The 14993-nt window shown below is 40.5% G+C and carries 11 protein-coding genes; 6 read left to right on the plus strand and 5 right to left on the minus strand.

Features of this window, described 5'->3' with window-relative positions:
- Positions 1-468: 468 nt before the first annotated feature.
- The 5 genes from BR73_RS0110480 to BR73_RS0110500 all read right to left on the minus strand — a co-directional run bounded on the left by BR73_RS0110480 (position 469) and on the right by BR73_RS0110500 (position 3530).
- Complete coding sequence (locus BR73_RS0110480) at positions 469-1062, minus strand: CDP-alcohol phosphatidyltransferase family protein (RefSeq protein ID WP_033165482.1); 594 nt, start codon at positions 1060-1062, stop codon at positions 469-471.
- Complete coding sequence (locus tag BR73_RS0110485) at positions 1062-1637, minus strand: flavodoxin domain-containing protein (protein ID WP_033165483.1); 576 nt, start codon at positions 1635-1637, stop codon at positions 1062-1064. The genes BR73_RS0110480 and BR73_RS0110485 overlap by 1 nt, the downstream gene beginning before the upstream one ends.
- A 4-nt stretch (positions 1638-1641) precedes the next feature.
- Entirely contained in the window at positions 1642-2061 is a 420-nt protein-coding gene (locus BR73_RS0110490; protein WP_033165484.1) for a hypothetical protein, read from the minus strand.
- Positions 2062-2348: 287 nt separating this feature from the next.
- Entirely contained in the window at positions 2349-2936 is a 588-nt protein-coding gene (locus BR73_RS0110495) for a TetR/AcrR family transcriptional regulator (RefSeq protein ID WP_051685120.1), read from the minus strand.
- 30 nt (positions 2937-2966) lie between these two features.
- Positions 2967-3530 (minus strand): CDP-alcohol phosphatidyltransferase family protein, encoded by a 564-nt coding sequence (locus tag BR73_RS0110500; protein WP_033165485.1) that lies wholly within the window; start codon positions 3528-3530, stop codon positions 2967-2969.
- A 275-nt stretch (positions 3531-3805) separates the two neighbouring features.
- On the opposite strand from BR73_RS0110500, the gene BR73_RS0110505 reads away from it, so the two are divergent.
- From BR73_RS0110505 to BR73_RS0110530, 6 genes are all read left to right on the plus strand, one after another.
- A complete protein-coding gene (locus BR73_RS0110505) occupies positions 3806-4744 on the plus strand; it encodes an ABC transporter ATP-binding protein (protein ID WP_033165486.1) in 939 nt (312 codons plus the stop codon).
- A gap of 15 nt (positions 4745-4759) precedes the next feature.
- Positions 4760-5500 carry an ABC transporter permease gene (locus BR73_RS0110510; RefSeq protein WP_033165487.1) on the plus strand — a complete coding sequence of 247 codons (741 nt, stop codon included), beginning with the start codon at positions 4760-4762 and terminating at the stop codon, positions 5498-5500.
- Positions 5497-6471, plus strand: coding sequence for an ABC transporter permease (locus BR73_RS0110515; protein WP_033165488.1), 975 nt, complete (start codon positions 5497-5499; stop codon positions 6469-6471). Before BR73_RS0110510 ends, BR73_RS0110515 begins: the two co-directional genes overlap by 4 nt.
- Positions 6472-6641: 170 nt before the next feature.
- On the plus strand, positions 6642-9263 hold the full coding sequence (locus BR73_RS0110520) for a LuxR C-terminal-related transcriptional regulator (RefSeq protein ID WP_033165489.1): 2622 nt from the start codon (positions 6642-6644) through the stop codon (positions 9261-9263).
- A gap of 537 nt (positions 9264-9800) precedes the next feature.
- Positions 9801-10013: a hypothetical protein gene (locus BR73_RS0110525; protein WP_033165490.1), complete on the plus strand. Its 213-nt coding sequence runs from the start codon at positions 9801-9803 to the stop codon at positions 10011-10013.
- A gap of 11 nt (positions 10014-10024) precedes the next feature.
- A complete protein-coding gene (locus BR73_RS0110530; protein ID WP_033165491.1) occupies positions 10025-14929 on the plus strand; it encodes a family 16 glycosylhydrolase in 4905 nt (1634 codons plus the stop codon).
- Positions 14930-14993 lie beyond the last annotated feature (64 nt).

Genomic DNA, 14993 nt, shown 5'->3' on the forward strand with positions numbered 1-14993 from the left:
GACACAAATACGTATACCATTACTGTAATACTGAACAAAGGAATATATAACCAGCCTAAATAAGAATAAAACCAGTCAAGAGGAAGGGAAATAGTATATATAATGCCCAGTCCATTTATCAGTGGGGAGGTTGTATGATTACGAATAGTGGTTATAACAATAATTATAAGAAAAATTATTTTTAAGATTCGTGACTGATTCGTATGAAATAGCAGAGGGATTGTACCTAATAAGATAAGTATAACATAAGCAGCTGCTTCAAAGGGGAGAATACTATTTAATTCAAGCTTCCCTATGTACTTTATGTATATAAGTAACGATACAAAGAGGCTTAAAAAAAGGGTAATATAATTAGTTAACAGTGAATAGTGGTTCATCGGCTTAATATATTTTTCCTTTCTATTGATTCTCTCCCTTGAGAATTACATACCCGGCATTCCTGCAGCTGTCTTATTGCTGGTTCATTTTCTATTTTATATCGTGAGCCTTTGGGGCATTTGCTGATCTAATATTTTTTATTCTGGAATATGAAGTTATAACAGATATCCCTGTAATGCCATATACCAACGTGCTGGTAAGAAATAATCGCTGACTGAAAAAGCAGTAATCGGCTGCCACGATAAACGGTAAAATATACATAACTGCTGAGATGTATTTCCCCAGCTTATCAAACTTGGGTTTAAAGCCCTGGCCTGTGCAATCATTCTCAATCCTGGAGGTAATAATAAAATTAAAAAACCTATCTATAATCACAAACATAAACCAGGCCGGAATTATCCCATATAGTATCATGATGATGTGCATGAACACTACAAAAGTAAAATCAGCAATTAAATCAAAAATAGCACCAAATCTGGACTCAATACCATACTTACGGGCTATTTTTCCATCAAAGTAATCACTGGAGCAAATAATAGCGTATAGTAAAGCAAAAAGAATAAAAAGGTTCTGGGTGTGACTTCCAGCCAACATGCTATTTGTAACAAATAGTATTATGGGGGTAAATATCACTCTTACAACCGTAAGGGCATTGGCGCTATATTTAGTAAGAAGGCCCTTCATCAGGGTTCACCTATGGAAGCACCGAACTCATAGGCCCTTTTAACTTCAGTCTCTTGTTCATTGGAATAAAATTTTTCCAGATAATCTGCTTTTCTGTACAGAAGTTTGCTTAATCCGTCCAGTTCTGAAGTATTATCAGTCATCATGCCTGTAGAATAAATCAAAACCTTGCTATTGTCAATATTTTTAATACCCGATATATAGTCGCCAAGTACCGGTGAAAAGTTACCGTTGTAAACAGTGGTTCCCAATGCGACGATATCATAATCACCCAAATCAGAGGGCAAAAATTCCCCGGGATAATTAATGGTTACTTCGTAGCCGGAATCATTCAAACCTTTTGCAAGATTATTAGCAATGTCTTTGGCGAACTCTGACCGGCCTGGCTGGTAGATAACAAATGCGGACAGGCTGCTCCCCTGGGAGGACAGTATGGTTTCGTTACTTTTATGTTTTACATTACCTGCACTTGTAACATACTGTATGCCTGCAAAACTTCCCAAGCCAATAATTACGATAGTTACGACTATTACAAGGGCAGCTTTCCTAAGTCTTTTCTTTTTCACATCACCCATAAAATTAAGCTCCTAATTTTCCGGCAATTGTTTTGGCAAATACCGCTGCATTGTTAACATCCTTATCATTTGGGCGGTTCTTGTGCATAAATCCCAAGGTGCCTTTACAGTGAAATTCCTGGGAGGACACCTTTAGTCCTTGTGCAGACAGTTCTCTCTTCATGGGAGCATAAGCGTTTCCAAATGATCCGGAACTAAAGACAACGACTTCTTTGATCGTTGAGGAATTTAATGTCTTAATAAAGGCTTTCATTTCCGGGTCTATATCAAAGCTGTATAGCCCCTCTCCCAAAAATAAGACATCAACATTCCCGTCCACAGGTTCCGGAATTGATTTTGCAACAACTCCTAATTCTTTTGCAATACCTTCAGCAAGTTTCTTCGTATGACCTGTTTTTGTAAAATACCTCACTTCAATTCTCATTATTTCCTCCAATTCTCCGCTCAGGGCGGCACAAACTTTGATGAAAAAGCTTGGAATGAGCATTATAATGCTCGTTTTTGAGGTGCTTATAGAGTGCATGTGCTTCTCTACGGTAACAAACATGGTTTCATTATCCTGATAGCATAAAAAAATCTTTAAATTCAATTTTTATGCCAAATCTTACTTTAATGCCAAATCTTTCTTTAATACCAAATCTTTCTTTAATGCCAAATCATTCATTAACGCCGAATCTTTCTTTATACTAAATTTTACTTTAACGCCAAATTTTAATTTAACACCAAATCTTCGTAAGAATTATCAAAGATGTTATTCACTAACTTATCCAGTAATTCATTTCTGGAATTGGTATCCCAAATATCATAATATAAATAATTGGCGTATTCGGTGGCATTTAAGAACATGACCTGCATGGGGATGATTAGTTGAAAAGCCATTAACTTTAATTCGGTATCAGTCTTTTTATCTCCGAAGATCTCTTTTAGTAATGGAATAATAATTTGAATGGTATTAATACTCCCATGCTTTAATTCCGAGGAAAAAGCAATTTCTGCAAAGGTATAGTTACTGAAAGCGAATTCAGATATGGCTTTCACCAGATTTTTGACCCGGTAAACAGGATGCTTTTCATCCGTTGACTTTTTTAAAATGGTTTCAGCTATATCCTCCATACAGTAGCCTACGGCGATATTAACAAGATTTTCTTTTGACTGATAATAATAATTGATCAGCGCGCTGTTCACACCTGCCATTTCGGCAATTTGTCTGTTAGTTATCTTGTCTATGTCCTTTTGCTCTTGTAAAAGCTTTACCACTACCTCCATAATCCGTTCTTTTGCACCTGCATTTTCATTCATTTTTACGTTCCTTCTTTCCTATAAGTATTTTTATTTAAGGTCTCGAATTATGTCAGCGTTCTCTTTTGACTGATAGATACTTTTTCTATTTACATCATAAGAATCTGTGGTTAATAAGATTATTCCTTCTTCCAGGGAGGAAAGCAGGGGGATTATTGCGAGCAAATAGGGAACCAGGCCAAAATAGACCCAAAGGGGAAACACCAGAAACAGAACCAAACCGGTAAGCTTATTTCCAAGCGTATGCATCATTGCCCATTGTTTGAACTTATTCCGGGTTATAATAAAATTAATCAGCCTGACAACAGCTACAATGAGGGAAATGCTTAAGATAAACAGGTCAATAACAAAATTAGTACGAAATATCAATATATAAAAAACTATGATCCAAAAAATAAAATCGGCCAGACTATCCAGCTTGGCGCCGAAATTGGTCTGAATACGGTAATGGCGTGCAATGTATCCGTCAGCAATGTCACTTAATCCGCAAAGGAGATAGATAATCAAAAACAAAGCAGAGGCTGGTGTTACCAGTAGCATTAGCAGGGATAATGCGATTCGGGAAAACGATATTACATTTGGCAATAACTTCAATAGTATACCTCCGGATTTAACTATGATTTAATCATGATTAAATTATAACATCGGACTTTATCTCTGTCAATACAATTTTTTACAATGACAGCTGAAGTAATTTTGAAAGAAGTAATAAATTTGAATATTTTGAAGGTATGCACAGAAAAAAGAATGAAATATATTAAGTAAGAAAGGTGGAAAAAATCAACCACATAAATCAACCGAAGGGTTGATTTATCTTTTCCTTAAATCCTGTATCCTATCCTTAGGATAAAAATAAAGGAGAGGAATCAATGAAAAACATAATGACAGTCAGGAATTTGAAAAAAAGCTTTAAAGAAAATAATGTCCTGAAAGGAATCAACTTTGAGGTTCACGAAGGGGAAGTGCTCTGTATCCTTGGCCCTAATGGTGCGGGGAAAAGTACGACCATTAACATTCTTACTGCGGCTTTGGGAAGTGACGAAGGTAGCATATATTTTAAAGATACTCTTATCAGTAAAGTGCTTCGCAGCTACAAACAGTCCATAGGAATTGTTCCCCAGGAAATCGCTTTATACGAAGAATTAAGTGCAGAACGCAATTTAAGCTTTTTTGCATCCCTCTACGGACTTTATGGCAATAAGCTCAAAGAAGCAGTTGAGGAAGCACTTGAATTTGCAGGGCTTAAGGATCGCAGAAAGGATAAGGTCAAAACTTTCTCAGGAGGTATGAAGAGGCGTCTCAATATTGCCTGTGCTATTGCACATCATCCGGAACTTATTATCATGGATGAACCGACGGTCGGAATTGATCCGCAAAGCCGTAATCACATTCTTTCTTCCATTAAAGAACTTCAGGCTCAGGGCATGACGGTCATTTACACCACACACTACATGGAGGAGGTAGAAGCGATATCCTCACGTATCATCATAATGGATCATGGTGCTGTTATTGCTGAAGGTACCAAAGAAAGCCTGAAGGAAGAAATCGAAAATGAAAAACGTTATACCATTGAAGTTGAGGAAAATGGAAAAACCGGACATGATGAATTTTTTACAATTGAGGGTGTAAAGAACGTAAAAATTGAGGGAAATACCATTGAAATTACTTCCCTGAAGGGAGTAGAGAATCTTGACCGGATCATCTCTCTCTTAAGTGATCGAGGTGAAAAAATACGTAATATTTCAAGTGAAGCAGCCAGTCTAGAGATGGTTTTCTTAAAGCTGACAGGCCGAAAACTTAGGGATTGAGAAAGGAGAACAAAAATGCGTGATTTTATATCCGTCTTAAAGATGGATTTGCAGAACTTATTTAAAAATCCCGTGCTGGTTGGGTATAATACTGTATTTTCAGTACTATTAATCATGATTATGGGATATTTGTGTGGAGGCATCTATGCGGACAGTAAGGATGCCTATCAGTATTACACAGTATCACTGCTGGTTTATGGTATGCTCAATGGAGCTATGACAGCCTCCAATTGCTTTATGGAGCGTGACATAAAACGTCCGAACCTCCGTATTATTTACTCACCGGGAGGAAGCTTCCAGATTTATTTTTCCAAAATACTGTCCTCTTTTCTGTTTAATTACAGCCTGCATTTGCTCCTGCTTCTGGTACTGTGCCCTCTCTTAAAGGTAAGTCTGGGCAGCAATCCGGTATTTTTTCTGCTATTAATGGCTCCAGTGGAGTTTACGGCAGTTTCATTGGGAATCTTTTTCTGCTGTATCTTTCATTGTGAAGAAACCACCAGCTCCTTACTCAGTACATTGATCAGTTTGCTTTGCTTTTTGGGAGGTTCTTTCTTTTCCCTTGACGGAATGGGAAGTACACTTGCCTTTATTTCAAAACTGTCTCCGGTAAAATGGTTGAATGAAGCTTTCTTTTCAATTTCCTGTGATAACAGCTTAAAGTTCTTCTGGCCGGTGTTTCTTGGTGCATCCCTGCTTTCCCTGCTGCTGATACTCGGCTGCCGCTTATTTTTCAGAACGGAGGACTATATATGAGGACTTTTTTGTCTACTATCAAAAATAATTACCTGCGAACCCTTCCGCGTCTTTTTCCACTGATGTTGTATACAATCTTTACGCTTAGCTCCATGTTACTTGCTGTACATATGACAGAGGTACGGCAGGTAAAAGGCCATATCGTACTGATTACAGAGAATCCCTATGAGACTTTACCAAAGAGTACGGATAGTCTGAGTATTGTTGTATCAAAGGAGAAACCGCCTCTTTCTGCGCTTGTAAAGCAAAAATATGATGCCTATGTGACCATTGATGAAAAGGGAGATTACCAGATTGAAACACTTCGTAACAAGGAGTATCAGCAAATGGTGCAGATGTTTCTTAATAACCCCAAAGCTCCTGTAGATACCGGTAAAACAGACCGGGGGGTGGGAACCAATATCATAGGTTTTATGATGATGTTTCTGTTAATGCTGGCCTTCATTAATCTCTTTGCTTTTGCAGAGGATAAAGAACAGGGGCAGTTAAAGAGAATAGCAGCAGCACCGGTTTCCTTTCCCGGTTATCTTTTAGCCCATTGCGTCTATTGCCTGTCGATGGTACTGCCGGAATTTACACTTCTTGTTTTACTGAAAGTAAGTGGATTTAAAATCGGATTTACATTGTTAGAATATGCAGGTCTGTTGGCAGTTCTCAGTTTGTTGAGCATTTCCTTTGCAATGTTCTTAAATACGCTGATCAAGAAGCCTGATAATGCCAATATGCTGGGAAATTCAATTGTAGTACTGACTTCGGTGCTTGCAGGCAGTTTTTATGTGTTCAGCAAGAATAATTCAATACTGGACCGGATTATTAAGCTGCTGCCCCAGAAACAGCTAATGAATTTTGTTCATTATCTGGAACAGGGAACTCCTTGGCAGCATAGTGCAAGCCTTGTTTATGTAATTTCTTTTTCTGTTGTATTAATGATTTTTTCCGGCGTGGTTTTAAGATTTAAATATGTGAAATAGCAGGAACACAGACTTGGCTGGGTTAATGGGCTTGCCAAAGCCATTGGACTGGAATACAATAAAGGAATAAAAGCTAGACAGGTGAAATGTCAGTAATAATATTTTCACACTGTAGTTAGCATTCTGGTAGGGAATGTTAGCATTTAAACTCGGAATATAGAGAGGAAATTATGGAACATTCATCAGAGGTATTACTGCTGACTACAAAACTAAAAATACCCGCACCGCGTAAAAACTATATTGTGCGAAAGGCTTTGTTTGAAAAGCTTTCGTTATATGCTGACATGAATATAACGTTTATAAGCGGCGGCGCCGGAACTGGCAAAACTACTCTTTTGTCGTCCTTTATCCAGGAGAAAAGACTGAAAAAGGTATGCTGGATGTCCTTGGATGCTGCGAATACCAATGTTTATTCCTTCTGGCTCTATTTTACTGCCGCAGTCAGTTCCTTTTTAGAGGAGGATGGAAGTCTCCTGCAATTAATGCGAATGAATTCGGAGGCTTCTCATATGGAAAATATACTCATTACACTGATCAACAGGTTATGGGGAGAAGAAGATTATTATATGGTGCTTGATGATATCCATTGCATCCGTGATGCTGCACTCATCAAAACCTTTGAATTTTTTATAGGAGCTATGCCTGCCAATTTTCATTTCTTTCTGTTATCACGGGAGGATCCGCCGGTATATTTGGGACCCCTGGCGGTATCGGGCCGGCTGCTGTTTATTGACAGCAAACAGATGCAGTTATCAATGGAGGAAGGCCTTGCATTCTTAAAAAATACCATGAAGCTGGAAGACAGTGAAGAAGAACTGAACCAGTTGAACAGCTATGCGGAAGGGTGGATTGGCGGACTTCAGCTGGCGGCAGCTGCGAAAGCTGCCGGAAAATATTCCGGCCAGCTATTGCGGGCAGGCGGAGGAATCGCATCGGAATATCTGACTCGTGAGATAATTGCTGCATTAACAGAAAAGGAAAGAGACTTTCTTACAAAAACAGGATATCTTTCTTACTTTGATGCGGATATATGCAAAAAGCTGTTCCAAAACTTTACTGAGCCGGAGTTTAAACAGATGATGGAGGGCTTGATAGAAAAGAATCTATTTGTTATCTGTCTGGATGATGAGAGGGGAGTATACCGTTATCACAATATTCTTTCCGAGTACCTGACACAGCAGTTCCTTAGCCTTCCGGAAACCCAGAAAGCCGAGCTCTACCAAACAACTGCCCGGGCCTTTGAGGAAAAAGGGGACTATGAGGAGGCATTGCGGGAATATTGTGAGGCAGGTAATTATGATGAAGCCCTGGGTGTGGCAAGATTGATGGAGGGGAAGCTTGAAGCCTGGAACTATCTTAATCAAGTGCCCTTGGAACTTTTAGCAAAGGATGCAGATCTTACTGCTCAGTGTTTTATCTATAATATTGGTAACTTAAACCTTGAACGCTGCCGTTTGATATACGATAAATACAGAGAGCTGTACGGTGATTCCGATATATTTAATATTGTAAGTTTTGCGGAGGTATATTTTAAACAGGGAGGAGGGGTCTTGCCTCAATATACGGCACTGACTGCCGAACAGATTGAGCATATTCCTTTCGGACCTGTGGCTAAAGCCATGTTACTGATTGAAAATGCTGCAGCACTTGTAGAAGTTATGAAATATGACGAAGCAGAAAAGTGTATCTTAAAAGGAATTCAAACAGCCTCCGATTCCAATGCATTTATAAGCTTTTTTGCCTACAATCAATTAGGGCAGGTCTATGAAGAGGTGGGCCGTTTAAATGACAGTCTTCTCTGTTATGCCAAATCAAAAGAAAAATTAAAATCACTTGAGATGTTAATGTGTGTAGAAACCAATTATCATTTTGGTTTGGCAGGAGTTTATTTACGAAGAATGGAGCTTGATGAGGCAAAGGTAATACTGGAACAAGCCAGAAACCTGTTGGAGAAGCAGCATATTCGTATTGATATTACGGATATGACTTTAATCTATCATCTGGCTGAAATGAGTTTTCTGTGCGGTGAGAATGATATGGCAGCTTCCTATGTTGAGGATATGATTGCCGAATACCCAAATTACAGCATACTTACTCTGGCGCGTTTGATTTATGAACTAGAATGTACGGAAATGCTTTCAGACAGCCTTGGTAATAATTTTCTGAAAGAGCTTGAAACAGCAGAGAATTACAGAATACAGCCTTTTATGAGAATACTGCGTGCCCGTCTGCTTTTTAAGCGAGGGGAAATAGAAGAAGCATTTAAAGAAACAGATGATGTGCTGACCTTTTCCCGGCTGCAGCATAATAAGCTACGGCTTGTAGAAGCCGGTATTGTAAAAATATATATGCTGTTACAGGGAGAGAATAAAACTGGAAGTCAGCGTGAAATAAATAATTTACTGCTGGAGGCCTTGCATTATGCCCGGGAGGACCGCATTCTGATGCCTTTTTACCTCGACCGGAAAACACTTTTACCGGTTCTTAGGGAACTATCTGCCCAGGCTGGGAAAAAAAATCTGATGAGTCCTCAGGAAATGGAGTTTCTTCGACATACCATTGAGATTTGTGAGGACCAGGACTCAAAGACAAGTAAATCAGAATTGCTGTCTGCCCGTGAATATGAGGTGTTAAAGGAGCTGGCCCAGGGCATTACCAATCGCGAAATTGCGGAAAAACTCTGTATTTCTCAGGCTACGGTAAAGACCCATGTACTCAGCATCTATGGCAAATTAGGGGTTTCCTCCCGGATGCTGGCGGTAGATAAGGCCAGAAAGGATGGGCTTATCTGAGAAGGCTAATAATTAACTTGCCGATTTTCATTCAACAGGTCAAATGAATAGGTTAGATGCATAGGACAGATGAATAAGGCGGAAGAATGGGACAAATGAATAAGTATGGGGCAGTGTTTAATTACACTGCCTTATTTTATTGTGATTCTCTCTGCCATCCGCTGTAGCTCTGCCGCGCACCCCCGAGGGAGGCAGAGCTTAGGGTGCAGGCAACACAAAGTGCCACAAGTCTTTATGTAACATACCGGTGTATTGATGTTGCAATAAATTCATACAGGCTCAGGAGAGTAACCAATTAAAAAGTAACATCAACAAAATAAAAAAGCCGGGATTAGAAAAGGCCCCTTGAGTGCTTCTGACACAGGACAGTTACTTTAAGGTCTTAGTAATAGGGGATACTAAAAAAAGGATGCCTTTTTAAAAATTACCACCCTTTTCAAATATAGTGAATCCTTTACAATTTATAATAGATTTGCTCTTTGAACTACTAAGAAGAGTGTCTGAAAACAGCTTGTGCCGGACAGGAGATTCCACTTTGTGGAAGACAAGGCGCAATTTGGGGGACATAGAGGTGCTGCGTCTCCAAAATTACAACGCAAAGTACCGCAAAGTACCGCAAAGTACCGCAAAGTGGGGCATTCAGAATGGTACAATGAATATTCAGACACACCCTGGCATCAGGCGGAACGTGTTAAAACGGTGCAATTAGTATTGGGCATGCCGAAGAAGCAGATCTTTTGCAAAATTTGAAGGAGGTATTTATGGGAAAGGCAAAAAGGGAAAGGCAGATGACTCTGTATTTCAAAAGAGCGGCAGTGGTATTGCTTGTAATGGCTATGTTGTTACAACCAATACCGGGATTTACAGGAAGCTCTGTACAGAGTGCTGAAGCAGCGGTTACAACAGGGGATTACATTGATTTAGAGCAGACACTGACAGAACTGTATCAAGGAGATTCCTGGTCAGGTTCAAGTGCTTCAGTAAACGAAAGCGGAACAAAAGCAACGGTTACCGTTAACAATTTTGGGCACGGAGGCAGCAATGAATGGGGAATTCAGTACATGGTGAAAGACCTTGGACTGAAAAGCGGCACAAAATACCAGGTAGAATTTGATATCACCTCAACCATAGACAAAGAGGTCTTCATCAAACTGGATGATAGTGGCTTGCTTGCAGAGCCAATCAATCTGGCAGCAGGTGCAGCCTATCATTACAGCAAAGAAACGGCAGCAGGAAATCCTTCTGCAGATAAACAGTTCTTATACTTTGCCTTCGGAAGAAAGGGAAGCGAAGCAAGCGACCAAAACGGTACGGTCACCATCGAGAACGTAAGGGTTAAAGAGGTCGCGGAAGTAAATTACATAAATTTGGAGCAGAAAGCTACAGAGTTGTATCAGGGTGATTCCTGGTCAGGTTCAAGTGCTTCAGTAAACGAAAGCGGAACAAAAGCAACGGTCACTGTTAACAACTTTGGGCACGGAGGCAGCAATGAATGGGGAATTCAGTACATGGTAAAGGAACTTGGACTGAAAAGCAGCACAGAGTATCTGGTGGAATTTGATATTACCTCAACCATTGATAAAGAGATTTTCCTTAAACTGGATGATACCGGACTGATTGCAGAACCAATCAATCTGGCAGCAGGTGTAACCTATCATTATAGCAAAGAGGCTGCATCTGGAACACCTTCAGCTGATAAACAGACCTTATTCTTTGCCCTTGGCAGGACGGGGAGTGAGGCAAACGATTTAAATGGTACGGTTACCATCGAGAACGTAAGAGTAGAGGCAATTGATGGAGCAGAAACAGCAGCCGACATTACCGTAAACAAAAAAGGAACAAGTGTTAAGTTTCAGCTGGCAAAGAATGCAGCTGCTGCAACAGCAAAGGTATTTTATGCTATTTGTAATTCTGAAGCAGAAGCCAATGGACTAACGATGGGAGATGCAGCTTTCAAAGAGTGTGTAATGACAAAGAAGCCAAATGGAATCTGGGAAGTATCGGAACCGGCTGCTTTGACAGACGGTCAGATTATCCGCTATTACTTTGAGAAAGACGGTCTAACAACAGCTCCGGTAAATTATACATTTATCAGCTTTACAGCAGTGGATTATACCTATGACAATCGTACCGATCTTGCTGCTGCAGGCTATAATCTGGCCTGGGCAGATGAATTTGACGGTGCAGAGCTGGATACTGGCAAATGGTCCTTCCAGCTGGGAACAAAAGACCCCAATGGAGGACCTGAATATTGGGGAAATGAAGAGAAAGAATATTATACCGATTCAAACCATGTGGTAAAGGACGGCAAGCTGGTAATCACTGCAAAACAGGAGTCAAAGGAGGGGATGTCCTACACTTCTACCCGTATACGCACCAAGACAGATGAAGGTGATACTCTTTATGCAGCCAAATACGGACGTATCGAAGCCAGAATGAAGCTGCCTGCGGAGGAAGGACTCTGGCCGGCCTTTTGGATGTTACCTGTTGATGCAAATATATATGGAACCTGGGCAGCTTCCGGTGAATTGGACATCATGGAGGCAAGAGGCCGAATACCGGATAAGGTTGGAGGAGCGATTCATTATGGTTCGCAATGGCCTGACAATACTTATTATGGTAAAGATTATACTTTTGATTCCTCTACGGATATCAGTGCATACCACTTGTATAGCGTAGAGTGGGAACCGGGTAAGATTACTTGGCTGGTGGATGATGTACCTTATTTCTCCACCGAAAATTTCTGGAGCAAGAATTCCGGAAATGCTGAAAATTTTACTTACGGAGCACCCTTTGATGTTCCATTCTATATTATTTTCAACCTTGCTGTAGGCGGAACCTTTGATAGTGCAGCTAATCTTGAAAATGCCGCATTCCCGGCAGACATGGAGGTGGATTATGTCCGTGTTTATAAGAAATCAGATGCCTATTATCAAAACCTTGAGGATAATCTGACAACTCCCGTAGCAAACAGGGATACTACAAGTTTTGAAAGTCCTGCCTATCAACCCATTGGCGTTAACGGGGATTATATCGGGGATACTGCATTTAATACCTTAAAGACTGCTGCCGAAGTTAAGCCGGAAGAGCCTGACTGGCAGTTCTTTGTAGGTGAATTTGGAGGGGAAGCAGCTGTCACCAAGGAAACCCTTGATGGTATCACCTATGCAAAGGCAGGTATTACGAAAGGCGGAGACCAGAATTATGCCATTCAGCTGATAAAGCACCTGCCTTTTGCTAATGGATATACTTATGAAATCAGCTTTGATGCAAAAGCTTCTGCCGGCAGGGAATTTGTACTCAAACCCTGCGGGGATTCAGATAACGGCTGGGCAGGTTACGGATTATCCAGGAAAGTGAACCTGACAACTGCTATGACCCATTATACACACCGCTTTACCATGGATAAGGATTCAGATCCCACTGCTCGTCTGGAATTCGATCTGGGTCTTGGGACAGGGGATGTCTGGATTGGAAATGTTGCCGTAAAACAGGTAGAACCGGAAGAGACGGATACGACAGATATCTTTAAGAACCCGGATCAGAATGGCGGAAACCACATTTATAATGGTTCTTTCGATCAGGGAACCGGTAAGGTTGCTTTCTGGCATACTGAGAATGCAGTAATGAATGTACCAAGGGTAATTAATCCAGACTATGACATAGTTACTGGAGATAAAGGAGATTTCAGCTACAGGGCATTTGTAACAGCCAATGATAATAATGCAAGGATTTATCAGAATGGAATATGGCTGCAGCAATCAGATATCTATCAGCTGGGGCTGGATCTGTCATCCCAAACAGCAGCCAGGGTTTCCGCTGTGCTTACCAGTAAAGACGGTTCCAGGATTTATATGAAGGAGACCTTTGAGGTCCCTGGAACCGGTACAAGGGAAAATTATACGGTAAACTTTGCAATGTCTAAGGGAGTGACAGATCGAGAGGCTGTATTTGCACTGATATTTGAAAAGGGAAGTACTGTTTCAGTGGACAATATCCGTTTGCTGCGTACCACCAATAATAATGTAACCATTGATTACAGTGATGTTGTAATAGAACCCATTAAGACGGATTCAACGGGGTGGATAAATAATCTGAATAATGGCACGGTATCCCCTGCAACCAATCAGGAGGGGGAGATTACCAGTCAGACAGTAACCAATCAGTTAACTTATATGAGTATGCTGTATATTCCGGTCACTGTTAAGAAGGGAATCACCTATCACCTTAGTTTTCAGGCAAAAGCACAGCAGGATAATTCTGTTATGGTAAACATCCAGGAGGATAACAGCTGGGCGGTAACCATGGAAGAAAAGTTGAATCTGAAGGCAGAAGAGTGGCAGGAGTTCAAGTTTACTCTTAATTCAACGCTCACCAATGGCAGTAATCCTATCTTCCTGAAATTCTTACTATCCGGTCCTGATGTGGTACCAGGAATTTTTAAGGTGAAGAATGTAACGATGACGGCTGAGGTTCTGGAAGGAGCAAAGGATGCACCGGCGGATACTATCATAAATAAAACACCTGCGGTTAAGGGCAGCGATTATGTAATAGAATTAAAGGATGGAGAGTACAAAACAAAATTCATCAGTTATGTGGAGAAACCGGACCGTAAAGCCCTTGTAATGGTAAACGGTGCTGCTTTAGCAGATGGATCCGTTAAAAATGATACAATCGTTATTCCTGCTTCCAGCATTGGAACAGGGGCATATAAGATTGAGCTGGCACTGGAGGGTTACAACAACATTGTGCTTACCGGAACAGTGAAAGATGCTTCGGTTCCGGGAAACGGCGGAAGTAATGGAGGAAACGATAACGGGGGTATTAATCCAGCAAAACCTGTGATAGTAACGCAACCTGTTGGTGGAAAATATGCCTATAGGGAAACTGCAGCCAGTCTGATAGTAAGTGCAACGGGTGACGGGGTATTAAGCTATCAATGGTATATGAAGGAGGCTGATTCCACATCAAGTGCATCTGCTATCAGCGGAGCGACTGGTGCAAGCTATACACCTTCTACTGCTAAAGTCGGAAAAACGGATTATTATTGTGTGGTTACAAACACGAATAAGGAAGCAGCCGGTGTGAAATATGCAACGGTTACATCCAATACTGTAACCGTAGAGGTGATCAAGGCAGCAAATAAAATTACAGGTGTAAGGAATTTGACTAAGGTTTATGGCAGTGGCGCATTTGCTTTAGCAGCTAAGGCAAAAGGAGCAATTACTTATAAGTCTTCTAATACTCAAGTTGTAACAGTAGATTCTAAAAGCGGTAAGGTTACCATTAAGGGAACCGGTAAGGCAACAATTACGATTACAGCAGCAGGAAATGATAATTATAAGGCTTCATCAAAGAAAATTACGATTACTGTGATTCCGAAGAAAGCAGTAATAACCAGCTTGAAAGCTGGTAAAGAAAGCAAACTTACGGTAACCTGGGCTAAGGACACGAAGGCTTCGGGGTATGTGGTACAGTATTCTACAAGCAGTAATTTCATTAATGCCAAGACGGTAACAATTAGCAAAAACACAACGATTACCAAGACCATCAGCAAGTTAAAGGGCGGAAAGACTTATTATGTGCGTGTTCGTGCATATACGAAAGCCGGTACAACGAATATAAATGGTAGTTGGAGTGTTTTCAAGAAAGTTGCTGTCAAGTAATAGGAAGTATATATTTATTACTCTTATAGTTCATCTTATATGAAGTACATTGTTATAACAGCAT

The organism is Clostridium sp. KNHs205, from assembly GCF_000702945.1.
Taxonomy (GTDB): Bacteria; Bacillota; Clostridia; order Lachnospirales; family Lachnospiraceae; genus Anaerocolumna.